The sequence below is a fragment of the Oribacterium sp. FC2011 genome (genome assembly GCF_000701645.1).
In the GTDB taxonomy this organism is placed as follows: Bacteria; Bacillota; Clostridia; order Lachnospirales; family Lachnospiraceae; genus Oribacterium.
Window position 1 is genome coordinate 54,014 of the sequence record NZ_JNJM01000006.1, and the last position, 24,623, is coordinate 78,636.

Annotated in this window: 23 protein-coding genes; 2 read left to right on the forward strand and 21 right to left on the reverse strand. The window is 43.7% G+C overall.

The annotated features are described in order from the left end of the window. Positions 1-3 precede the first annotated feature (3 nt). Genes T357_RS0106235 through T357_RS21400 form a run of 3 tightly spaced genes read right to left on the reverse strand, consistent with a single transcriptional unit; the run spans position 4 to position 979 of the window. Positions 4-324 (reverse strand): hypothetical protein, encoded by a 321-nt coding sequence (locus tag T357_RS0106235; protein WP_031549823.1) that lies wholly within the window; start codon positions 322-324, stop codon positions 4-6. After that, positions 324-827, reverse strand: a complete 504-nt coding sequence (locus tag T357_RS0106240) for a VanZ family protein (RefSeq protein WP_031549825.1) — start codon at positions 825-827, stop codon at positions 324-326. Before T357_RS0106240 ends, T357_RS0106235 begins: the two co-directional genes overlap by 1 nt. 2 nt (positions 828-829) lie before the next feature. Continuing rightward, a complete protein-coding gene (locus tag T357_RS21400; protein ID WP_029199935.1) occupies positions 830-979 on the reverse strand; it encodes a hypothetical protein in 150 nt (49 codons plus the stop codon). A gap of 89 nt (positions 980-1,068) precedes the next feature. Between T357_RS21400 and T357_RS20095 the strand changes: the two genes are divergently transcribed. Further along, entirely contained in the window at positions 1,069-1,884 is an 816-nt protein-coding gene (locus tag T357_RS20095) for a GNAT family N-acetyltransferase (protein WP_031549827.1), read from the forward strand. 48 nt (positions 1,885-1,932) lie between these two features. Here T357_RS20095 and T357_RS0106255 read toward each other — a convergent pair whose 3' ends face one another. From T357_RS0106255 to T357_RS0106345, 18 genes are all read right to left on the reverse strand, one after another. Then, a complete protein-coding gene (locus T357_RS0106255) occupies positions 1,933-4,389 on the reverse strand; it encodes a glycogen/starch/alpha-glucan phosphorylase (RefSeq protein WP_081828074.1) in 2,457 nt (818 codons plus the stop codon). 94 nt (positions 4,390-4,483) lie between these two features. Beyond that, positions 4,484-7,735, reverse strand: a complete 3,252-nt coding sequence (gene ileS, locus T357_RS0106260) for an isoleucine--tRNA ligase (protein WP_031549831.1) — start codon at positions 7,733-7,735, stop codon at positions 4,484-4,486. Positions 7,736-7,985: 250 nt separating this feature from the next. Further along, positions 7,986-8,405 (reverse strand): PTS sugar transporter subunit IIB, encoded by a 420-nt coding sequence (locus tag T357_RS0106265; protein WP_031549832.1) that lies wholly within the window; start codon positions 8,403-8,405, stop codon positions 7,986-7,988. Between the two features lie 73 nt (positions 8,406-8,478). After that, positions 8,479-9,387 (reverse strand): LysR family transcriptional regulator, encoded by a 909-nt coding sequence (locus T357_RS0106270; RefSeq protein WP_031549835.1) that lies wholly within the window; start codon positions 9,385-9,387, stop codon positions 8,479-8,481. Between the two features lie 83 nt (positions 9,388-9,470). Next, complete coding sequence (locus T357_RS0106275) at positions 9,471-10,589, reverse strand: hypothetical protein (protein ID WP_031549836.1); 1,119 nt, start codon at positions 10,587-10,589, stop codon at positions 9,471-9,473. A gap of 73 nt (positions 10,590-10,662) precedes the next feature. Further along, entirely contained in the window at positions 10,663-11,649 is a 987-nt protein-coding gene (locus tag T357_RS0106280; protein ID WP_031549838.1) for a diaminopimelate dehydrogenase, read from the reverse strand. Between the two features lie 393 nt (positions 11,650-12,042). Next, positions 12,043-13,281 (reverse strand): alanyl-tRNA editing protein, encoded by a 1,239-nt coding sequence (locus T357_RS0106285; RefSeq protein ID WP_031549840.1) that lies wholly within the window; start codon positions 13,279-13,281, stop codon positions 12,043-12,045. Positions 13,282-13,431: 150 nt separating this feature from the next. Beyond that, positions 13,432-15,255: an aminopeptidase P family protein gene (locus T357_RS0106290; RefSeq protein ID WP_031549842.1), complete on the reverse strand. Its 1,824-nt coding sequence runs from the start codon at positions 15,253-15,255 to the stop codon at positions 13,432-13,434. 140 nt (positions 15,256-15,395) lie between these two features. Beyond that, positions 15,396-16,199 (reverse strand): Cof-type HAD-IIB family hydrolase, encoded by an 804-nt coding sequence (locus T357_RS0106295; RefSeq protein ID WP_031549843.1) that lies wholly within the window; start codon positions 16,197-16,199, stop codon positions 15,396-15,398. Between the two features lie 171 nt (positions 16,200-16,370). Further along, positions 16,371-17,036 carry an HAD family hydrolase gene (locus T357_RS0106300; protein ID WP_031549846.1) on the reverse strand — a complete coding sequence of 222 codons (666 nt, stop codon included), beginning with the start codon at positions 17,034-17,036 and terminating at the stop codon, positions 16,371-16,373. Positions 17,037-17,194: 158 nt separating this feature from the next. After that, positions 17,195-17,626, reverse strand: coding sequence for an aspartate carbamoyltransferase regulatory subunit (locus T357_RS0106305; protein ID WP_031549847.1), 432 nt, complete (start codon positions 17,624-17,626; stop codon positions 17,195-17,197). 11 nt (positions 17,627-17,637) lie between these two features. Continuing rightward, on the reverse strand, positions 17,638-18,564 hold the full coding sequence (gene pyrB / locus T357_RS0106310) for an aspartate carbamoyltransferase (RefSeq protein ID WP_031549850.1): 927 nt from the start codon (positions 18,562-18,564) through the stop codon (positions 17,638-17,640). Positions 18,565-18,774: 210 nt separating this feature from the next. Continuing rightward, a complete protein-coding gene (gene pyrE / locus T357_RS0106315) occupies positions 18,775-19,410 on the reverse strand; it encodes an orotate phosphoribosyltransferase (RefSeq protein ID WP_031549852.1) in 636 nt (211 codons plus the stop codon). Positions 19,411-19,471: 61 nt separating this feature from the next. Then, positions 19,472-20,170, reverse strand: a complete 699-nt coding sequence (pyrF, locus tag T357_RS0106320; RefSeq protein ID WP_031549854.1) for an orotidine-5'-phosphate decarboxylase — start codon at positions 20,168-20,170, stop codon at positions 19,472-19,474. A 13-nt stretch (positions 20,171-20,183) separates the two neighbouring features. Then, positions 20,184-21,095, reverse strand: a complete 912-nt coding sequence (locus T357_RS0106325) for a dihydroorotate dehydrogenase (protein WP_031549856.1) — start codon at positions 21,093-21,095, stop codon at positions 20,184-20,186. Continuing rightward, on the reverse strand, positions 21,089-21,811 hold the full coding sequence (locus T357_RS0106330; protein WP_031549858.1) for a dihydroorotate dehydrogenase electron transfer subunit: 723 nt from the start codon (positions 21,809-21,811) through the stop codon (positions 21,089-21,091). Before T357_RS0106330 ends, T357_RS0106325 begins: the two co-directional genes overlap by 7 nt. Positions 21,812-22,264: 453 nt before the next feature. Next, positions 22,265-22,537: a type II toxin-antitoxin system HicB family antitoxin gene (locus T357_RS0106340; RefSeq protein WP_029200835.1), complete on the reverse strand. Its 273-nt coding sequence runs from the start codon at positions 22,535-22,537 to the stop codon at positions 22,265-22,267. A 7-nt stretch (positions 22,538-22,544) separates the two neighbouring features. Further along, on the reverse strand, positions 22,545-23,432 hold the full coding sequence (locus T357_RS0106345; RefSeq protein WP_031549862.1) for a helix-turn-helix transcriptional regulator: 888 nt from the start codon (positions 23,430-23,432) through the stop codon (positions 22,545-22,547). Positions 23,433-23,773: 341 nt separating this feature from the next. On the opposite strand from T357_RS0106345, the gene T357_RS0106350 reads away from it, so the two are divergent. After that, the gene (locus tag T357_RS0106350; RefSeq protein ID WP_031549864.1) at positions 23,774-24,559 is read left to right on the forward strand and encodes a type III pantothenate kinase; all 786 of its coding nucleotides are present in this window, start codon (positions 23,774-23,776) and stop codon (positions 24,557-24,559) included. The last annotated feature ends 64 nt before the right edge of the window (positions 24,560-24,623 follow it).

A 24,623-nucleotide genomic window follows, 5' to 3' on the forward strand; every position in this document is an offset into this window, starting at 1 on the left:
ACCTCAAAAAAACAAACCTAAAAGAAGCAGGATGAGCCATAGAATCACTATGATTCCTGCAACGATACCTGCAGCATGTACAGGTATGTAATTGCACTCGGGATCCTTTTCAAAAACCATGGAATTAAAAACTGTATAAATAGCCATGATGATTGAACTTATGCCCATAGCACCTATGAATAACGGTCCTTTCCCCTCCATGTAGGTGGAAATGACGATACAGGACACAAGTAAAACAAAGGATAGTATTGCAGTCATAACTTTGAACCAGGTGCCCGGTGCGATTTTTTTACGTATATAATTATATCTCTTTTTATTAGCCACTAAATGCCTCTGGATCCATGACGTCTTTGCGGATGACGTTTAAAATAATTAACTTTCCTTCTGTGCTGCACAAAACAGAAAACAGCATAACCTAAAGTGCCTCCCAATGTGTTAAGTATGATATCGTCCACATCACAGCTTCCCGCACGCAGCACCAGCTGGATCATCTCGATACTGAAGCTCAAAAGATATGTGCATATCACAGCATTGTACCAATGCTCCCTGCATCTTGAGCTGATAACACCAAGGATAAAACCGAAGGGCATAAATCCCAGAATATTTCCGTATAGATTGAGTAAAACCCCTCTCAGGCCAATCTGCTTACCGGAAAACAGGTATCTGCTGATCTCAACAAAGGGTGTAAGATTGTAGGTGTATTCTGTTTTTGCGCCTACTCCTCTCTGTTCCATCTCTGAAAAAAACATGAGATAAAGAAGAGCCGCAAGATAAAGTACGAAAAGGATCCAACCAATCTTCTGGTTTCTGGTTGAATGCTTTGCCATTTTTAGAAAGTAAGTTCGTTCTTACGCTTTAAAAGTACGGTTCCGTTTATGATGGAAATAATGCCAACTGTTATTCCTGCAACAAGGATCACTATTCCGAGGGCGATGGAGCCGGCTCCGGTATCTCTCATTGTTTTATAAATCTTCTCCATGATATCTCCTTTTAACTGATTTCTATAAAGGCTAATGTATTTTATCATAATGGGCTGTAGGTGTCAAAAAATGTGCTATAATCCTTGCTATGGAAGCTGAATTATTTAAAGAATTGGAAGATATGGACAGAGCCGCTGTATGTGAGCTTGTCAATGAATGTAATCTCGCAGATCATACGAACTATGACACCGATCTTGACGGGGATTTTTATTATATTGTCAGAAACGATGATAAAGAGGAAAGTGGTCTTGATTCAGAACTTTTTGCGGTTCTGTCAGGCTATTTTCTCGGTGAGACTGTGGAAGGGAAAAAAGTTATCGAGGTAGAAGCCTTTACCCACCCGTCCATGAGAGGAATCGGCTTTTTTTCCATGTGTTACAACAGTCTTCGGGATGATTTCAGAGATGTAAAGATAAAATTCATGATAAAGAAACCGCTGACAGGTTCTGATTGCGCCGCATATGAGCGTATCTGTTTTGAACCCGATGATGAATCATGGGATCAGACCTTCAGGCTAAAGGCTCCTGTCCCATTTGTGGCACCGGATACCTATGAGACTTTAAGATCTATAGGGGCAGTACACCTTTATGATGAGCTGCTTATGGAAAAGGTTCTGGAGCATCCCATATCAGACCCCGGCGATGATCTTTGCAATAAATACGGAGAAGTGCATCTCACAGGTTATGATAAAGAAACGCTTTATCTGTACGGACTTCTGGTGTATGACAAGTATCTGGGAAAAGGCCATGGGAAAGCCCTTATGAAAGCCGTGGAAAACTACGATAAATCCGGAAAGTACAAAAAGATACTTTTACAGGTTTCAAGTAACAATGTAATAGCACTTAATCTTTATGAAGGCCTCGGATATGTCGAGACCGAAAGAATTGTATATATGATGGTGTAAAAAAGCGAGCCGGTATCGACACCGGCTCGCTTTTTCATTGAATAGCCATTAACCTTTAACCTTGATTCTGTCAAGCTTCCAAATCTCATCAACATACTCTTCGATAGTTCTGTCAGATGAGAACTTTCCGGCATGTGAAGTATTGAGAATTCCTGCCTTAGCCCACCAGGACTCATCCTCGTACTGCTCGCAGGCTCTTCTCTGAGCTTCGTCATAGGAAGCGAAATCCTTAAGTATGAAGTAACGGTCAGCCACATCTGATTCCTGTGTATTGAGAAGTGAGTTGTAAAGCGGACGGAACAGCTCAGGATTCTCAGGGCTGTAATATCCGTTTACAAGCTGCATAAGTACTCTTCTGATCTCCTGATTGTGGTTGAAGATCTCCATAGGGTTGTACTGATGATTATGCTCAAGAGCGATAACCTCATCAGAGGACAATCCAAAGGTGAATGCATATTCATGACCAACTTCCTTAACGATCTCAACATTGGCACCATCCATAGTTCCAAGTGTAAGGGCACCGTTAAGCATAAGCTTCATGTTTGAGGTTCCGGAAGCTTCCTTTGAAGCTGTTGAAATCTGCTCTGAAATATCTGCAGCCGGGATGATAAGCTCGGCATTGGATACTCTGTAATCCTCGATGAAAACAACCTTGATCTTTCCGTTTATGGACTCATCGTTGTTTATAACATTGGCAACATTATTGATAAGCTTTATGGTAAGCTTTGCTGTCTTGTAGCCTGCAGCTGCCTTTGCACCAAAGATATAAACATGAGGATGGAACTTCATCTCCGGATGATCTTTAAGCTGATTGTAAACATACATTACATGAAGTATGTTCATGAGCTGTCTCTTGTACTCGTGAAGTCTCTTTACCATGACATCGAAGATGGCATCGGTAGAAACCTGAATTCCGTTGTGCTCAAGTATATATTTCGCAAGACGTTCCTTGTTATGACGCTTGATAGCCATAAACTCAGCCTGACACTTTTCGTCATCTGCATAAACTGCCAGCTTACTGATCTTGGAGAGATCTGTAATCCAACCGTTTCCAATCTTGTCTGTGATCCACTCTGCAAGCTCGGGATTGGCATGAAGAAGCCATCTGCGCTGTGTGATACCGTTTGTCTTACTTGAGAACTTCTCAGGATACAACTCATAGAAATCCTTGAGAGTTTCCTTCTTGAGAATCTCTGTATGAAGCTGTGCAACACCGTTTACGGCATGTCCGCCAACGATAGCAAGATGAGCCATCTTAACCTGTCCGTCGTAAATGATAGCCATCTTGGCGATCTTATGCTCGGCATTCTCAGGATACTTACCACGGATATACTCACAGAAGCGGCGGTTGATCTCCTCAACGATCTGGTAGATACGTGGAAGAAGCTTTGAGAAAAGCTCAATAGGCCACTTCTCAAGTGCCTCAGCCATGATGGTGTGGTTTGTATATGCACAGGTCTTTTTGGTTATTTCCCATGCTTCATCCCATGAAAGCTCATAATCATCCATAAGAACTCTCATAAGCTCTGCAACCGCAACTGTAGGGTGTGTATCATTTAACTGGAAGGCAACCTTCTCATAGAGGTGCTTAATGTCTCCGTCGTGTCTGTCAACATAATCCTTTACAGCTGTCTGTACGGAAGCTGAAATAAAGAAATACTGCTGGCGAAGACGAAGCTCCTTACCTGCATAGTGATTATCATTGGGATAAAGAACTTCAACTATGTTACGGGCCATGTTCTCATTTTCAACAGCTGCCTCGTAATTACCTTTATCAAACTCATCAAGACGGAAGGTTTCCTTTGCCTGTGCATCCCATACACGAAGAGTATCAACAACGTGGTTGTTGTAACCTACTACAGGTGTATCATATGGAATCGCGATAACTGACTGGTATCCCTTTTGTTCGAATTTAAGCTTTCCGTTGTGGTTTACAGCTTCTACCCATCCTCCGAACTTTACTTCCTTTGAAAGCTCTGCACGACGAAGCTCAAAAGGATTTCCGTCCTTAAGCCAGTCGTCAGGTACTTCCTTCTGATATCCGTTAACGATCTGCTGCTTGAACATACCGTATTTATAGCGTATTCCACATCCGCATGCCCAATATCCGAGAGTTGCAAGGGAATCCAGGAAACATGCTGCAAGTCTTCCGAGACCACCGTTTCCGAGAGCCCAGTCAGGTTCCTCATCCTCAATGGCATTGAGATCAAGATGCAGCTCCTCAAGGGCTTCCTTGATTTCATCACGACAAGTGAGATTTATGATATTGTTGCCGAGAGCTCTTCCCATGAGGAATTCCATTGAAAGATAATAAACTCTCTTGGCGTCCTTTTTCTCAGTTACCTTCTGAGTTGCCATCCAGTCATCAATGATGGTGTTCTGAACAGCATAAGAAACTGCAAAAAAAGCCTCCTTTGTATTGAGATCCTCAAGTGATCTGCGATAAAGCTTGCGGGCACTGCTCTTAATTTCTTTTTTGAATAATTCCTTATCGAACTTCTCCACTATCCTATTCCTTTCTCGAAATATAAATTTCGAATCCTTATGGAAACACATTCAGATTGTTTCCATAAGGGGTTCTGATCTGATCAGTATATTTTTAGATCTTTTCGACAGCAAGAGTCATGGTCTCTCCATTGATATCCCATTCCTTCTCGTATCCCTGAGTAAGATTATACACGATTGTGTCCGCCATAACTACTCTTATGATCTCGCTTTCGTTCTTACGCATAAGATTAGCCATCTTATCGTTGTCCTTCACATATACCTTGATATGATCCATTACCTCGAAGCCGGCCTCTTTACGCATTGTCTGAATCTTTGAAATGATTTCTCTTACAAAGCCCTCTTCGATGAGCTCCGGTGTGAGATTTGTATCGAGAACAACGGTGAGATTATTGCCCTCTTCTGTGACAAATCCACCCTTCTCGGATACATCTATAAGAAGGTCATCCTTTGTAAGTGAAACTTCTGCATCTCCATCAACTGTGAACTTGATTTCGCCGTTAGTCTCGAGATCGTCCATGGCCTTTGATCCATCGATCTCTGAAAGATATGTACGAATCGAATTCAGATGCTTTCCATATTTTGGACCTACTGTCTTAAGCTGCGGCTTGAAGGTGTAGGAAGTAAATGCCCTTAAGTCATCCTGGAAAATGACATTCTTTACATTAAGCTCATCCTCGATGATATCAATGTAATACTGGTCAAGACCGGATTCTGACTTCACATACATGTTGCCGATAGGCTGACGGTTCTTAACAGCAGCTGTATTTCTTGCAGCACGTCCGAGGATTACTATACGGAGTACCTTATCCATGCTCTCTTCAAGAGCTGCATCAATCATAGACTCATCCGCCTCAGGGAAAGAGCAGAGGTGAACTGACTTCTTTGCCTGAGAATCCACTGTGCAGACAAGATTTCTGTAGATGGACTCTGTGATGAACGGAACCATAGGTGCCGCAATCTTTGAGAAGGTAACCAGTGTGGTGTAAAGAGTCATGTAAGCATTGATCTTGTCCTGCTCCATACCCTTTGCCCAGAAACGTTCTCTTGAACGGCGAACATACCAGTTGGACATATCATCCGCAAATTCCTGAAGGGCATTTGCGGCCTCAGGGATTCTGAAGTTTGTAAGATTGTCATCTACTGACTTGACTACGGAATTGAGCTTGCTGAGAAGCCATTTATCCATAACCCCGAGCTTATCGTACTCAAGTGAATACTTAGTTGGGTCAAAATCATCAATATTTGCATAAAGCACGAAGAATGCATAGGTGTTCCAAAGTGTGGAAAGGAACTTACGCTGTCCTTCAACTACAGCCTTGTCATGGAATCTGTTTGGAAGCCATGGTGCTGAGTTTGTGTAGAAGAACCAGCGGATAGCGTCCGCGCCGTGCTTCTTTAATGCATCCATAGGGTCAACAGCATTACCCTTGGACTTACTCATCTTCTGACCGTTCTCGTCCTGAACGTGTCCGAGTACGAGAACGTTCTCATAAGGTGCCTTGTTAAAGAGGATTGTGCTCTCTGCAAGAAGTGAGTAGAACCAGCCTCTGGTCTGGTCAACGGCCTCACAGATAAACTGTGCAGGGAACTGTGCCTCGAAAAGCTCCTTGTTCTCAAATGGATAATGATGCTGTGCGTATGGCATAGCGCCCGAATCGAACCAGCAGTCGATAACCTCAGGTACTCTCTTCATGTCGCCGCCGCACTTAGGACACTTGCAGGTAAGCTTGTCAACGTAAGGCTTGTGGAGCTCGATATGCTCGTAACCTACGTAATCTGAGCTGTAACCCTCCTTGCCGGAAGCCTTAAGCTCTGAAAGAACATCTTCATAGTTATATGCTCTTTCTTTGAGTTCCTGAATGGAACCGATGGCATCCTTTTCGCCGCAGTCCTTACATACCCAGATATTGAGAGGAGTTCCCCAATAACGGTTACGTGAAAGACCCCAGTCCTGAACATTCTCGATCCATGCACCGAAACGGCCTGAACCGATGGTCTCGGGATACCACTTAACGGTAGCATTATTCTTAACAAGGTCATCCTTTACAGCGCTCATCTTAATGAACCAGGATTCTCTTGCGTAGTAGATAAGCGGAGTATCACATCTCCAGCAGTGAGGATATGAGTGTGTGAACTTTGGAGCATCGTAAAGAAGCTTTCTTGATGAAAGATCCTTCAATACCTCAGGATCACAGCTGATAGCACCCTCTGCGATTTCCTTTTCTGTAGGCTTACATCTCATGCCTGCGAAAGGAGTCTCGGCAGTCATGCATCCGCTCTCATCAACGAACTTAACGAGAGGCATATCATTCTCACGGCCTACACGGGCATCATCTTCACCGAATGCAGGAGCCTGGTGAACGATACCTGTACCGTCCTCAGCTGTAACGTAAGGATCACATACTACATAATGAGCTCTCTTGTGCTGCTTCGCTGCCACATCTGCCGCGCACTGATAAAGGGGCTCGTAATCAATTCCCACAAGATCTGTTCCCTTATAGGTCTCAAGAACCTCATAAGCCTTCTCGCCTTCCTTTGCAAGAGGTGAAAGAACCTTGTCAAGAAGTGATGAAGCCATGACATATGTATATCCGTCAGCAGCCTTAACCTTTGAATACTCAAGATCCGGGTTTACGCAAAGTCCGGTATTGGAAGGAAGTGTCCATGGTGTGGTTGTCCATGCAAGGAAGTAGAAATCCTGATCCTTTGCCTTGAAACGAACGATGGCTGAACGCTCATTTAACTCCTTATAGCCCTGAGCTACTTCGTGGCTGGAAAGAGGGGTTCCGCAGCGCGGGCAGTAAGGAACTACCTTGAAGCCTTCATAGAGTAGACCCTTCTTCCAGATCTCTTTAAGAGCCCACCACTCGGACTCGATAAAATCATCGTGATAAGTAACATATGGATTGTCCATATCTGCCCAGAAGCCTACCTTGTAGGAGAAATCCTCCCACATGCCCTTATACTTCCAGACATTTTCCTTACATAAATCTATAAAAGGCGCAACTCCATACTTCTCAATCTGCTCTTTTCCGTTGATGCCGATGGACTTTTCAACTTCCAGCTCTACAGGAAGTCCGTGGGTATCCCATCCTGCCTTTCTGGGAACCATAGAACCCTTCATGGCACGGTATCTTGGGATCATGTCCTTAAATGCTCTGGTCTCAACATGTCCGATATGAGGTTTTCCGTTTGCGGTAGGAGGACCGTCGTAGAATACGTAAGAAGGATCTCCCTCATGCTCTTTGATGGAATCCTCAAAGATATGATTCTGTTTCCAGAACTCCTCAACCTCATTCTCGCGCTCTACGAAGTTCATGTTTGTATCAACTTTTTTAAACATCAGCGCCTTATCTCCTTAAATCATATATTAAACCGAATTTTCGCAGCATCCTTTGCTGTTTGGAACCGTGATTTTTCAATGTTTTGAAAAATGGGTATACTTCGGCCTTTAGCGTTCTAATTATATCGGACTCACCTTACAAAATCAAGCAAGGGTGGGGTTAAAAGCTTTGCATAAGGGGCAGGTATAACCAAATTTTATGGATGATATAAAACAGCCGATGTTCCTAAACGGAACATCGGCCAATTTGTCATGCTACCGGGGTAACATGTTTTTTAAGTTCATTTTCCACAGATTCCGCTGCGGAACCTATGATGATATGTACAGCTGTCTTACTGGGGCGGAGAACTCCTCCCACTTTAGCGGATCTGATCTTCTTCTCGTCCACGGCACCATACTCATTTATCTGTACCTTTAGTCTTCCGCCGTCATGGTCGACTTCACGTACATTTTCGCTGCCACCGAGACCCTCAAGAATGATCCTCGCAACTTCTGACATATCGGCCTTGTTATCCAAGGTTATATGCAGCTTTTCATCCTCTGCTATCTTCATGGAAAGCTTATCTGCATTTTTACGTTTAATGTTTTTATATACATTGTAGGCAATTATGACAGCAATAACAGCTGCCACCACCAAAGCAATGATCAAAATGTTATTATTATTTTCCATATCATTCTCCATTCCACCGTCTTCAGCCGACGGCATAAATAGTGATGAAAAGTATTATTATCAGCCAAATATATCAGAGCTGCTGCTTTGAATATTTTTTCAATTCTGCCACATAACGCTCTCCAAGTTCACTTAAAGGGATCTTTTTCTTCTTGATGTATCCTATCGTCATTTTTTCAGTGGTATCAAGCTTTACAGTGGTGTACTCATCCCCGTTCAGTTCCTGACAGATGATGCCGGAGCACATTGTATAACCATTAAGTCCTACCATAAGATTCAGTGCTGTAGCTCTGTCATCACATTTTATGATCTGCTTATAGTCATAGGTGCTTAGAACCTCCTCTGCAAAATAGAAGGAGTTATGCTCTCCCTGATAGAAACTGAGACATGGATAATGTTTCAGATCCTCAAGCGTTATAAGCTTCTTTTTTGCCATAGGATTCTGCTTGCTCATAAATACATAAATGTCACAGTCAAAAAGAGGTATAAACTCAAGGGAATCTTCTCTCAAAATCTTACCGATGACCTTATTGTTGAAATCATTCATGTAAATGACCCCGACCTCCGAAGTCTGGTTCTTTACATCATTTATAACTTCGATGGTCTTGGTTTCCTTGACTGCGAACTCATAAGTATCCATGCCAAATTCCCTTGCAAGCTGTATGAAAGCTTCTACTGCAAAGGTATAGTGCTGCATTGATACGGCAAACTTCTTTTTCCGGGTGCCTGCATTAACATACTTATCTTCCATGAGCTGGTACTGCTCAACGATCTGTCTCGCGTACCCAAGGAATTCCTCACCTTCCGCAGTGATGACTATTCCACGATTAGACCGGAGAAAAATGTCGAGACCGATTTCTTTTTCGAGCTCCTTTATGGCGGCGGAAAGTGATGGCTGAGTAATGAAAAGATGCTTTGCGGCTTCATTCATGGAACCGCAGTCAGCAACAGCGATCACCTGTTTTAACTGCTGTAATGTCATTTAAATCTCCATTCCGCTGCCTTTGGTCAGCAGCACAAATAGTGATAAAAAGTAATTATTTCACTATCTCCTCTTGGAACATATTATTTTGCGACAGTATAGGTAATGAATCCGGCAGGATCAATATGGATATGGTCTGCCTGCCATACCTCATGACCGGATCCAATGAGATCTGACGGCCTTATAGTACTGATACTTCCGTCTGACTCTACAACCTCTATCACCGCATCTGTTCTGAGGCAGCCGTCACCTACATATACTCTTTCTCCAAGAGAGCCGTTTGCATTACGCTTGTATAGTTTCATGCTGGCGTAAGTATACCAGGAAAAACCATTCTCCTTTTCCGGCATGATCTGGTAACTACCTGAAGATCTTTCGGAAAACTCGGCATAAAGGTCAGGATATTCCACAAGATAATTCCTGTAAATATATGTCAGGTCATTAAGTTTTTCCGCAGGTTCCTTTGATTTGTATACAGAACCGTTATAGGCGAGCTTTGTACCGTCGGGAGTAACTGTATCCATGAGTGCCGCACCATCCTCGCCGACATAAAAATTGCCAACGTAGGAAGATTTTGTAAGAGTGCAGGTAGATGGATCGAGATAATAAAACTTTCCGTCATCTATGATCCAGCCAACAGTAAGCTTGCCCTTCTCATAATAGTATTTCTCTCCTGCAGAGTCTTCATACCATCCGTTATACAGTTCAGCGGCTTCTCCGGTTGCAGGATCTGCCTTAAATAAAAGAGTAGAACCTTTCTCGTCAGTTTTATAGACAACATAAGTGCCATTTACTGAGGCAGAAGCTCCGGTTCCGGCGGATGATGCAAATGTCTCTGTCGTTGATTCTGTTCCTTCCGCTGCTGTATTCTGATCCGAAAGGAAACTGCTGTACTGCTCAAGTCCTGCCTTAATATCAGCAGGTATATTCATACCGTTACTTGTATAAAAATCAGCAACAGTCTTGTAGTATGCAGCCCTTTGAGACTCATTCATCATTTCTAAAGCGGCCTGAACAGAATCACTTCCGGAAGCTGTCTCGGATCCATTTGAAGCCGAGGATGAAGATGTATCGGTTGTTTCAGTGTTATAAGAAACTGATGGACCTGCAGCTTCTTCAGCCAGACTCAAAGGAGCCTGAGATAGTGAAACTGCCGCTGTTAAAGCGGCAGATATCAAAAACATTTTTCTTGTATATTTCATATAAATCTCCATTCCACCGCTTTTAACCGGTGGCACAATTAGTGACGAAAAATATTTTTCACACTAAAACCCATCAGAGCAAGGTATGTCTCTGCTCTTCAGGTGTCTTTGGATTGAGATAAGCAGGAGCAACATCAAATACTGTGATACAGCCTGTCTCACCCTTCTTTGCCATACGGTCAACAGCTCTTGCATAAGCTGCAAGTACAGAACCTGTGAACTCAGGGTTTGAATCAAGCTTCAAACTGTACTCGATGAACTCGTGGTGCTGACCCTCATCACCTGTCACACCTGATCTCATAACAAATCCGCCGTGAGGAAGCTCTGCATGATTTTTCTTCATTTCATCCTCTGAGATGAAGTGGATGGTAACGTCATAATCCGCATAGTAATCCGGCATGGTCTTAATTGTCTCTTCTACCTTTGCCTTATCTGCACCCTCTTCAAGAACTACAAATACTTCTCTCTTATGCATCTGTCTCGCTGTGAATGTAGGATGCTCTCCGTTTCTTACAGCATTCATGGCATCTTCTACAGGAAGTGTGTAGGATCTTGCATCCTTAACACCTTCTACGCGGCGTGCTGCATCACTGTGTCCCTGGGAAACGCCCTTGCCCCAGAAAGTATAATGCTTACCTTCAGGAAGTATGGACTCTGCATAGATTCTTGCGATCGAGAACATTCCCGGATCCCATCCGCAGGAAATCATAGCAAGCTTTCCTGCCTTTTTAGCAGCTTCATCAACTGCAGCAAAATGCTGAGGAACCTTCGGGTGTGTATCAAAGCTGTCGATGACATTGAAATACTTTGCATATTCCGGTGTCTGCTTAGGAAGATCGGTTGCTGAACCTCCGCAGATCATGAGTACATCGATCTCATCTTTATAATTTAAAACATTGTCAACGGTGTCTACCTTAACACCGGGTGTATTGATTTTTACAGTGGATGGGTCACGTCTTGTAAAAACTGCCACAAGCTCTTCATCCTCATTGCGCTTTATTGCGCTTTCAATTCCGCGTGAAAGATTTCCGTATCCAAGTAAACCTATTCTGATCATAATTATCTCCTATTGAGTGAAACTATAACAATACGTTACAAAATACGGAGATATTATAACACACTGAAATCGCATCGCAATAGAGTGAGAGCGTTGCAGATATATGAAAAATTTGTGAAGTGTGTATTACCGGCGGGAATAATTGGTACGGAGCCAGAGGTCATCCATTTAAACCCGAGGCGCTTCGTCGGAGAAATCTAAAATCTGACCCCTAAGAACCACTAGGCCCTCGCCAATGTCAGATATTTTCTTTATGAAAAATCTGACTTGGCGAGGGTGCTAAGGAAAATGGGACCAAGTGGTTCTAAGGGGTCAGATTTTGATTTCTCACGACTCAGCTTTACGGGTTTAAATGGATGACCTCTGGCTCCTGCCTGTTTATTCTTGACCGAATTATCAAGAAAACAATTCTTCCATCGATTTATGAAGGATAGATTCAGAACAGGTGGCGCTGCCCTGGATCATTTCTTTTTGTCCGCCGCCGCGGCCGTTTGTGAGTACATTGAAATCCTTGGCTTTGCTTCTGACATCTACGTTTGCTGAACCTATGACGTAATTCCACTGGCAGTTATCATCCTGAGCGTCTATGGAATCGTCTTTTCTTCCGAAGACACCTACAACTTTGGAGGCTGTGTGCTTCATGAAATGGTCACAGCATTTCCGGAGCTCGACATTATTCATGCCTTCTTCTATATCTGTGAGAACACCGTCAAAATCCTTCAGGGTTTCTGCTTTCATTTCGTAGTATCTCTGATTGATGGCTCCGATTCGCCAATCTTTCTGACGGCTCTGATCCAAAACAAGCTGTACGCCTTCCACCAGTTCATCTATAGATACTGAAAGCATATGTGAAAGCTGAAGAAGCTGTTCATGCTTTTTTCTATAGTCTGATAATGCATCATTTCCGCAGAAAAGTTCTACACGAACTCCTCCCTTATGACCAAGTACAGACAGAATCTTTATGGCTCCTATTTCACCGGTGGTCATGACGTGGGTGCCACAGCAGGCACAAAGATCTGCTCCTCCCAGATCCACAAGTCGTACGTCTCCTTTAAGCTCCTTTTTGGAACGGAAATCTGTCTTCTCAAGTTCTTCCGGTATTGGCCAGAGGGTATTTACAGGTACATTTGAAAGGACAACTGCATTAGCCTCCTTCTCGATCTCCATCAGCTGCTCAAAGGTGAGGGTACCGTCGAAATCGATGGTCATGACATCACTCATATGGAAACCCACATTGTTGTAGCCGAAATGTTTATGAACGAGGCCTGAAACGATGTGCTCACCGCTGTGATTACGGGAATTTCTCATACGGTTTTCCCAGTCGATGACGCAGTGAAAGGTCTCACCTTCTGTCAGGGGTCTGTCAACGGTGTGAAGTATTTTCACCTTAATGTTTCCCCGGTCATCTGTGAGCTTTTCGCCGGTGGACGGATCCTTTAGTGTAACTTCCTGAACATCCGACAGAACTGCATCTCCTATGGCGCCTTTATCTGCAGGCTGACCTCCGCCTTCAGGATAGAAACCATGGGCGTCCAGTTCAACCAGATATTTATCTTCACTTTTTACGCAGGACAAAACCTTTGCATCAAACTCCTTCACATAAGGAATCTGATAGTATAATGATTCTTTTTCCATATTGTTTTATTTCCTCACAAATCCATAGTTATACTCACCAGCATTAATACCTACATATATTTAAAAATCATCATTCAGAGAAGCTCCATGGTCAATGAGTCGGGTATCATGTCAGTCATATTTTATGACAACCGGGCAGACCCATTTATTTCAGATTTCTCTGGTCGCTTCTTTAAGCCACTTAAGCTCTTTGCCTTCGAAATAAGGCGAAAGCTTTTCATATACTGTTCTGTGGTAGTCATTAAGCAGCTCAATATCATGCTTTTCCATCATGGAAAAATCTATGGCTTCAAGGTCATATGGCGCCATGGTGATAAAACTGAACTTAAAGAAGTTGCCGAACTCAGTGGTTTTCCATTTTTCTACCAGGGTAAGATTTTCTGTTCTTATTCCGTGACTTCCCTCGATGTAAAGTCCCGGTTCATCGGAAGTGATGTTTCCTTCTGAAAGCGCCACATCCTCCATTCTTCCGGGAGCCTTGCGATAGCGGATGGCGTTGGGTCTTTCATGAACGTTGAGACAGAAGCCTACGCCATGACCTGTCCCATGGTTATAGTTGAGACCTTCCTTCCAGAATACCTCTCTTGCGGCAAGGTCCAGGGTTATTCCTGAAGAACCCTCAAGGAATTTCACATCCCCGAGTCTCAAGTGAGCCACAAGTACCATGGTATAATGCTTCCGTTCCTCATCCGTCAAAGGACCCATGGCTATGGTTCTCGTAATATCGGTGGTTCCTTCATAGTACTGTCCGCCGGAATCAACGAGATAAAGTCCCTTTGGTTCAACCTTAGAAAAGCTTGTTTCGGTTGGCGCATAATGAGGGAGGGCAGCATTGGGACCATAGGCAGAAATGGTGGTGAAGCTTGGCTCGATATAGCCCTCCTGCTCTCTACGGAAGTTTTCAAGCACCAGTGCGCTGTTCCACTCATTGAGTTCGTCGGATCCGAGAATCTCACGAGTCTCCTCTGTAAGAGCACCGGACTCATCAAAGGCATGCTTCATAAAGTAAAGGTACTTTGTGATAGCCACGCCATCCTTGATGTGGGCCTTTTTCATATTCTCAATTTCAGTCGGATTTTTGCAGGCCTTCCATTTTGAGGTAGGAAGCATTTCCTCTGCGATCTTCATGCTGTCGTGAAGATCCGAAATGGTCTCGAAATTGGTTTTTCCTTTCTCGAGAAGAACGGTCATGTCTCTGAGAGTCTTTACATCCTCATAGAAGCTGTCATAGTCCTTGAGACTCACATTGATCTCTGAAAGATATCTGATTACAGTATCATCAAAGTCAGCTTTGTTTGCATAAAGGACAGCATTGTCCATATAAACGATAATGTAAGAAAGGAATACCGGATTGCAGGGGATATCATCAGCTCTCAGGTTAAGGAGCCATGCAATGTCATCGAGACTTGTGATGATATGAACATCTGCATTATGCTCCTTCATAAAAGTTCTCAGATCCTCGAGCTTTTCATCTGCACTTTTTCCTGTGAATTTTTCTTCAAGTATCCATACCTTTGATGCGGCAAGTGCAGGTCTTCCGACCCAGACATTACCCACCAGATCAGCTCCTGTGGAGAGGGAAGCATTTTTTGCGAAAAGCTTTTTCTTAAGTGAATCACCGTGTTTGAAATCCACGCATCTTCCGTCAAAGCCTAGTACACCACCCTCGGGGGTTTTCTCAAGGAGATAATCATCAAGAGTGGGAACTCCGGGCTGACCCATCTTCATGAGGTTAATGTCTCTGCCTTCCATTTCCTTCTCTGCCTGTATGAAATATCTTCCGTCAGTGAATAAGGCAGCGCTGTCCTTTGTTACCACCATATTTCCTTCACCTGTGAAGCCTGAGAGGTAGTGGATGGCACGGAAGTGGTCTCCTACATATTCACTTTGATGAAAGTCATCGGTAGGGATCAGATATACGTCCACGCCTGACTTTTCCATTTCAGCTCTTAGATTTTTTAACTGTTCGTTCATATAACTCTCCGTTCTGTTTATTGGTTCCATAGAATTAGCAGGAGATATTATTCACTCCTGCTGATGGATATTTATGATTCAATTACGAAGGTAAACGATTATGCCTTCGACAATCGGTATTTTTGACTTGATGTTCTTTTTTATATCAAACCAAAATGAACCAAAGCATTCCTTATACCGTCTTCATCAATTCTGTCCGTGATGTAATCCGCAACGGCCTTTGCCTCATCCTGGGCATTGCCCATGGCAACACCGACATTTACCATTTTGAGCATCTCGATGTCGTTCAAGCTGTCTCCAAAGGCAAAGGTGTCTTTTTTATCGATACCGAAGTGCTCGCATAAGCGGTCAATGCCTCTGGCTTTACTGTATTCGGCTTCCACAACATCGGCGCCGAAATTCTTCGAGAAGAGCATGACACTAAGCTCGGGGAATGCATCCTGAAGGACAAAGCTTTTTTCTCTGCTTCCATAGAAAGCGAGAGACCTTACGGGAAGTTTCAGAAGCTCCCAGGGATCCCGAAAGTTTCTTCCCTGATATATGCCGTAGTAATTTTTGTCGAACCACAGAACCTCTTCGTGATTTATGAAGTAATCCATTTCGTTTATTCTGCATCCTATTGGGAAGTTCTCATGGTCACAATAGGTGAGAAGCCTCTTGAGTAGGTCCTTATCCATAACTCGATCCATGAGAACATCATCCTTTACCTCAACCATGGTGCCGTTCATATGTACCAGGGCATCAGGGTCGACTTCCCTGAGATATCCGATGGACATGTTGTTCTTCATGTCACGGCCCGAGGCGATGATCACGAGATAATCATTGTTCTTGAGCTTCTCAATGCTTTCCAGTGTGGAAGGTGTGATCTTCCAGGTATTGTGATCCAGTAATGTATGATCCAGATCAAAGGCAACGAGGCCTTTGTATTTTTTGTTATTTGACATAAAACCTCTTTCTGAAGGCTGTAAAACAGGAACGCTCTTATTGTAGCACAATATTGCGGTTATATAGAAATGATGTGAGCATATAAAAGGGGTACCGCAGTTCAGCGGTACCCCTTTTACGGTAAAAGCTTATTCTATTTTCAAATTCCGGGTTTATGATTGAGAAAGAAACTACTCATCTTCTATAATTTCTATCACCATTTTATCCATGGAATCAGAGTATTCCTTTTTGTAATGAAGAGCCCTGAGTCCTGCATTTAAGGCCCCTTCCACATCCTTCTTCAGGCTGTCGCCTATCATGAGAATGTCTTTCCTGTCTACATCGAACTTACTCACAAGAAGATCATAAGCTGACCGTGAAGGCTTTTCAGCCCCGGCTTCCTCACTGGTCACCAGTACTTCTATATAATCTTCAAGTCCTAAACGTGCTATCTTTCTGTGCTGTATATGGGCAGTGAGATCTGTCAGCATGCCGATTCTGATATCATGATCTTTCAGATATTTCATAAGAGGAAGAACGTATGGAAAAAGCTCCATATTATCAAGTATGGAGTTCCAGTAAACATCATAAAGCTCAAGAGCCCCTTTTGCGGGATTCAGTCCCATATCCTCCAGGAATTTCTGCATATATAGAATTCTGTTATGTGAGGCCGCAACATTTTCACCTAAGGATTTTTTTACGGCAGCTCTTGCTGCATCAAACCTCTGTTTAAATTCTTCAGGGCTTAATGAATACTTGTCACATGCAAAACTGCAAAGCTCCGTAAGTGCGGTTTTTTCACATCCGCTGTAATCATAAATTGTGTTATCAATGTCAAAGGCCACTGCTTTTATCATAAGTTTCTCCTGATTATTTCATCATTGTCATTCCGGATTCTGTTCCGGCATATAGAAATCAAGCTTATGAATCATATTATAACTTGCATAAAATCCGACTACAAAACAAATTCAAAAAAACCCGGCAAAAAAGCCGAGTTTTAGCATTTTTGAATTATTCAATTCAGTTCTTCACTTCTTACAATGGTATCGCAATACATACATCTGTAAAGCGCCTTTGTGCGGTCAACGATCTTGAAGACCTGGGGAAGCTCCTGCTCGACGGAGATGATGCATCTCGGGTTCTTGCACTTTAGAACATTTGTAAGGGTTTCGGGAAGCTGAAGTGTCTTCTTGTCTACCCTTATTCCGTTCTTAATGTAGTTTACGGTTATACCCGGATCGATATATCCAAGTACATCCAGGTCAATGTCCAAATCCTCTGAGATTTTCACGATATCCTTTTTGCCCATTTTACGGGAGGAGCAGTTTTGTATGAGAGCCACCTGTGAATCCAGCTTGTCAAGATGAAGGTATTTGTATACGAGCATTGCCTTTCCGGCTTCAATGTGGTCAAGTACTATTCCATTTTCAATTCCATCTACTGTCATCCTGTGCCTCCTTACTTATCAAGACCTAAAAGGAATAAAATCAGAGCCATACGCATCTGCTTTCCGCATAAGGTCTGGTAGAAATATTTAGCTCTTTCATCTTTGTCCACAGCCACTGAAATCTCGTTTACTCTTGGGAGCGGATGAAGTATAGCCATGTCAGGCTTTGCGTTCTTGAGCTTTTCCGGGGTCAGAATGTATATATCCTTCAAACGGAGGTAATCCTCTTCGTTAAAGAAACGCTCCTTCTGAACTCGAGTCATGTAAAGTATGTCAAGCTTAGGTATGGCATCCTCAAGTGAGGTGGTTTCCTCAAACTCCACGCCCGCTTCCTTCAGTTTATCAAGCTCATACTCAGGAATTCTAAGCTCTTCCGGTGAGATGAGGATGTACTTGTTGTTTGGATAGCGGAGCATTGCATCGATAAGTGAGTGTACGGTACGGCCGAACTTTAGGTCACCGCAGAGTCCCAGGGTAATGCCGCTGAGGGAGCCTCTGGTTCTTCTGATGGTAAGTACATCCGCAAGAGTCTGTGTCGGATGGAAATGTCCACCGTCACCGGCATTTATGAAGGGCACTGTGGTATGCATGGAGGCAACCACCGGAGCACCCTCCTTGGGGTGACGCATTACCATAATGTCTACATAGTTTGACATTACGGAGATTGTGTCGGCTACGGACTCGCCTTTTGCGGCGCTGGAGCTTGAAGCTCCCGCAAAACCGAGGATCTGTCCGCCAAGAGCCAGCATAGCAGACTCAAAGCTCAGTCGGGTTCTGGTGGATGGCTCGTAAAAGAGTGTTGCTAACTGCTTGTGGGCGCATTTGTCCTGATATTTTTCCGGATTCTTCTCGATATCATCGGCAAGGTCCATGAGATGATCGATTTCCTCAACGGTGAGGTCCAGAATGTTTATAATGCTTCTGGGGGTTGGTTGCATGATTTTATCTCCTTCTGACAAGTGTTGGTATACCGGCCGGGAAATACAAGGCATGTGCGCCGGCCCACGAGATTGAAAGTACATCCTGCTTGGAATGTTCGCACCCGATCACACTTACGTGTGTCGTGTACGTACATTCCAAGCAGTCTGTTCTTTCAACTCGCAAGCCTAGGCACCCATCCCTTGTATTTCCCTACATTTCTTAAAAATTTAATATCTCCATGATTCGTCTGAGGGGTTATCGCGGAACTTTAAGAGTCGCGCTTCATCTTCAGGCTTTATATAATTCTCCTGGACTGCAACTTTAACGAGGGTGTCGAGGTCGCAGAGGGAGGTGTTTTCGATGTTTGCTTCTTTGAGGCGGTCGATGCCTTTCTGCATGCCGTAGGTGAAAATGGAGATGATTCCGAGGACGTCGGCACCTGCTTCACGAAGGGGATTTACGCAGTCAAGTACAGAGCCGCCGGTGGAAATGAGATCTTCGATAACGACTACTTTTTCTCCTTTTTCGAGACGGCCTTCGATCTGATTCTTGCGGCCGTGGTCTTTTGCGGAGCCTCTTACATAGCCCATGGGAAGTCCGAGGATGTCTGCGGCGATGGCAGCATGTGCGATTCCGGCGGTGCTTGTTCCCTCAAGGGCTTCGGCCTCTGGATAGAGCTCTTTTACCTTGTCTGCGATGGCGTGCTCTATGAGTGTACGTACCTCAGGGTAGCTGAGTACCAGTCTGTTGTCACAGTAGATCGGGGATTTAATTCCTGATGCCCAGGTAAACGGATCATCCGGCTTTAAAAATACTGCCTTGATGGATAAAAGTCCCTTTGCGATTTCTTCTTTAGTTGCCATGTTATTCTCTCCTTTATGAACTTCTGACAATTCTCACTGCCAGATGAGTGTCTTTGATGTTTCAGCCGACGAAATCCTTCATTGCTCTCTCGTATGCTTCAACGGGATCAGCCGCTGCGGTAATGGATCTTCCAACTACGATATAATCGGAACCAATCTCCTTTGCCTTCGCAGGTGTAGTAACTCTTGACTGGTCACCCACTGCGTCTCCTGCAAATCTGATGCCCGGAGTTACTGTCATGAAGCTGTCGCCTAATGTTTCGTGAATGCTTCCTGCTTCAAGAGGTGAACATACTACACCGTCCAGTCCTGCGGCTTTTGCATTTTCGGCATACTTTACAACCACATCCTTTATGGGCTGATCTATGAGAAGCTCGTTTGTCATGGTCTCCTGGGAGGTTGATGTAAGCTGTGTAACAGCAATGAGAAGAGGTCTTGTGCCATCCTCTCTGGTAAGTCCTTCAACCGCAGCCTGCATCATTTTGATGCCTCCGCTTGCATGAACATTGGTCATATCTACGCCAAGGTCGCGAAGTGACTGCATGCCGCCCTTTACTGTATTTGGAATGTCGTGAAGCTTCAGATCCAGGAAGATCTTGTGGCCTCTGTTTTTGATTTCCTTTACTATACTTGGTCCCTCTGCGTAAAAAAGCTCCATTCCGATTTTTACAAAGGGCTTTCTTCCTGTGAATTTATCAAGAAACTCATAAGTCTTTTCTGCACTTGGAAAATCCAGCGCGATGATCACATCTTTTCCCATTTTTTCTCCTTTTCTATTCCACGCATCCGATGATGTCACTTAATTTCTCTATCTTCAGTTCCTCCAGTAGCTCCGGAAGCTCCTCGATGATCTTCTGACATGCAAAGGGATCCACCAGATTTGCGGCACCAACTTCTACCGCACTGGCTCCGGCCATCATCATTTCAACAACATCCTTTGCGTTTGAAACGCCTCCCATTCCGATAACGGGAATGTTTACGGCCTTACTTACCTGGTAAACCATTCTTACTGCCACAGGGAAGATAGCCGGTCCCGAGAATCCTCCCATCTTGTTGTGTATCACCGGCTCACGGCGTTTGATATCTATTCTCATTCCAAGAAGCGTATTGATAAGTGCAAGTCCGTCTGCTCCCGCATCCTCTGCCGCTTTTGCGATGGAAACAATATCCGTAACATTGGGACTAAGCTTAATGTAGACGGGCTTTTTTGATACCTTTTTAACTTCTCTTGTGACTTCCGCAACATTATCACTGCTGGTTCCGAAGGCCATTCCTCCGCCGTGAACATTGGGGCAGGATACATTAACCTCAAGGATACCTACCTCAGGCACCTCGCTCATGGCCTCTGCAAGCTTTACGTATTCAGGAACGCTGAAGCCGGAAATGTTGGCTATGAGGGGTTTATGGAAATGCTTCGCAAGCTCGGGGATTTCATACTTGATGACTTCCTCCATGCCCGGATTCTGAAGCCCTACGGAGTTGATCATGCCCTGGTAGCACTCGGCTATACGGGGGAGCTCGTTGCCGTATCGTTCGTCAACTGTTGTGCCCTTGAAGGAAATGGATCCCAATATGTCAAGGTCGTAAAGATCCCAATACTCTTTTCCGAACCCGAAGGTTCCGGATGCCGGGATCACGGGGTTACTGAGTTTGATTCCGGAAAGTTCCGTCGTTAAATCTACCATGCAATCTCCTCCATCATGAATATCGGTCCATCCTTGCAGACACGTTTATATCCGTTCTTTGTCTTTTTACTGCAGCCCATGCAGGCTCCGAAGCCGCAGCCCATCCTGGACTCAAAGCTGAACTGTCCGTCCTTAACCACGCTGTAAACTGCCTTCAGCATTGGCTCAGGTCCGCAGCAAAGCGCATAGTCATGGTCTCCGATGATGTCTGTGACGAAGCCCTTGGCGCCATAACTGCCGTCTACTGTTGCTATATTTACAGGTACGCCCAATGCCTTGAACTCAGCCTCGTAGAAGACATCGGACTTTGTGTTGAAGCCTAGAGCCACATAGGGGGTGATGCCCATCTGTTTAAGGCATTTAGCCAGAGCGTACATTGGCGGAACTCCGACTCCGCCGCCTGCTATAACAGGATTCTTTGGAATCTTCCGGAGGTCATAACCGTTTCCCAGACCCGTGAGGACATTAATGTAGTCTCCCGGTTCCATGTAGCTCATATCTTCGGTTCCTTCACCCACAACTTTATAGATCAGGGTAAGTCTGTTTTCCGACCAGTCGCATACCGATATAGGTCTTCTGAGAAAACGTCCCGGTATTTTAATGTCTACAAATTGTCCGGGCCTCGTGATATCACTTGTGTCACCGTCCAATGTCATCTTAAAGATGTCCGCAGTAAGAGCTTCATTGGTCAGTATTTTGAACTCAACATCCTTCATTTGCATCTCCTGACTTTTATCATGTTCATAGAAATATGGTTTTTAAGGTAAAAAAATACCAGCCTCAAACAAATGAAATAACATTTGTCGAGTCTGGAATATTAAACAAACCGTTCATGTCATAAACGGTACTTCTGTGAAACAAATCTATGAACTTCTTGAAAATAAATAAAAGAACCGGAAAATCAAAAATATAAATATCGAGGACCTGTGGGCCTTTTCTATCTATATTTTGGGTCTTAAGAAGAGTTGTCATAATTCCTCCCAAAAGTGGTTTCCAAGTTCTGAGATAATATAACATAAGGAATAGGGTATGGCAAGGGTAATTTAGTTGGCCGTACCCGCTGCGCTCCGCCAGGTCAGAACCGGTTTAAGGAAAACCGGTTCTGATCCCTTCGGGACCAGAGCTTCGCTCTGGCCATATCGCTCGGAGTTTTTCTGATGAAAAACTCCTCACTCATCCCAACCCTCACGTGGCATGATGATCATCATCTCAACGAATCGTTCTTCGGGAGTAAGGTTTACATCGTCTTTGTGTGTGACTTCCGGGAGGTCGTTGGTGTCGGCGAGCTCGAGCTGGATCCAGTCGATGGCATTGGCTCTGGCATCTGCAAGGGCTTCATCTTCTGTGGCTCCGTCGCCGAAGCACTGGTCGAGATCAAAATATTCTACGCGATATCCTCCTTCCGGTTTTTTATATAATTTAGCCGGGTAATAAAATGTCATGTTATGGTCAATCCTCCTTGCCAAACCGTTTACGGAATTTATGCGGTGTTTCTCCGGTTACGGATCGGAATATCTTTATAAAATTACCGATATTATGGAAGCCGCACTCTTCGGCAATCTCATAGACATGAGTATCTGTGTCTTTGAGAAGTCTGGCTGCCTGCTCAACACGATATCTGTTGATATAATCAAGAGGTGAAACTCCTGTAACACTTCCAAAAAATCTTATAAAGTACTGTTCGTTAAGTCCCGTAAGCTCCGATAAATTACGTATATATAGCTTCTCTTTATAGTGTTCTCTTATGAATATGATTGAATCCTTAATGGCCTTAACCTGCTTTTCGGTATCGGTAACTTCTTTGTCTTCTATCATACCGAAAGAATAAATAAGGGCTATCACATGCAAAAGATCTGCCTTTATCATAAGCTGATCTGCCACAGAATCAAGCTCATATTTACGTACACTCACACTGTTGGTATTGCTCTTTTTTCCGAACTCACGATACCTTCTCACCATATCATTAAAGGATCTAAGCACCTGAAGAAAACCAAAATCGGATACGGTAATGAATTCATTGAACCTGATGCTGCCCTTTAGAAGCGGATATATAAGAGCCTGATTAACAGGGTCACTGTCATTTTTAAAGCATAGGTCCTCAAGCTTTATACGGATCGAATATTCCACGCCCTTTTCATCAAGTGATTCAAGCTTACGGATAACCCCTGAATTCACGATGCAGAAGCATTCATCAGTGATGTCATACTCCTTCAGGTTGAGCATAAGCTTATAATGCCCGTTTTTAAAATATATTATTTCCGGTTCGTCATGCCAATCCAGACCAACGTCAAGCTTTTCCTCCTGACTGTTTATGGACTCATAAAGTAATGCTGCCATTATATCCTCGATTCAAAGCTGCTATACAGATGCAGCTTCGGTTAATGTTTACGTTCAAAATCATCGAAAAAGGATATTAAAACCTTTTCGATATAATGCTAATGTCATGATAACATAATTTTTTGACGCAATCAAAGGATATTATGCCCTTTAAATCTTACAAAAATCATTTTATTGTATAATTTTTATTTTTTGCAATGATACAGGTAATGATGTATATTACTTTATAACACCATAAGTTATCCTGTCAGGTAAAGAAATATCCGACCCTGCCCGAAATGGTGTTTCAAAGCAAAGACATTAAGTTTTACAAGTGCTGTCTTTAGCTCTTAGGAGGAATTATGATTCTGGCTGTGGATTGTGGGAATTCCCATACAAAAATAGGTTGCGTGGATAACGGAAAAGTTCTGGATCCTGTGGTTCGACTGGAAACAAATCAAAACAAAACACTTTTTGAATATGCTTCGGACATTGACCGCATATTATGTCTTACCAACCTGAAAGAGAAAAAAATAGACGGAGTCATCATTTCCTGCGTGGTCCCTCCATTGAGAGAGGTGCTTTCGGATGCACTTAAAGTAGTGACGGGGAAAAATGCCGTGATAGTTGGTGCCGGAGTAAAATCGGGAGTACGTTTAAAGATAGATGATCCCGGAACCATAGGCTCAGATCTGGTTTCTGCTGCTTCAGCTGCCAAAAATCTATACAAGCTTCCTGCAATTATAGTTAACCTGGGAACAGCAACCACCGTAACTGTCATCGATAAAGAAGGGACATATACAGGAGGTGTATTCATGCCGGGAGTGACATTATCAATGAATGCTCTTTCCAGAGAAACCTCTCTTTTACCTTCCATTGACCTGACACCGCCAAAAAAGCTTATATGCACACAGACAAATGATGCCATGAAGGCAGGTATAATCTACGGCACAGCAGGAGCTATCGACGGAATCATTGACAGATTCATAGAAGAGATCGGTGATTCTTCGCCAACCATCATTGCAACCGGAGGAATAGCCCCAAAAATCATCAAATACACAAGACATAAAATGATACTCGACGAAAACCTGCTTTTGGAAGGCCTTTGGTACATCTGGCTCGCCAACCAGAGTTCAAGATCAAAATAATTTGCGTCCTCTTCAAAAGAGGAATAAACGTACTATCAGGAGCCTTAGGTCATTCATTTTAAAC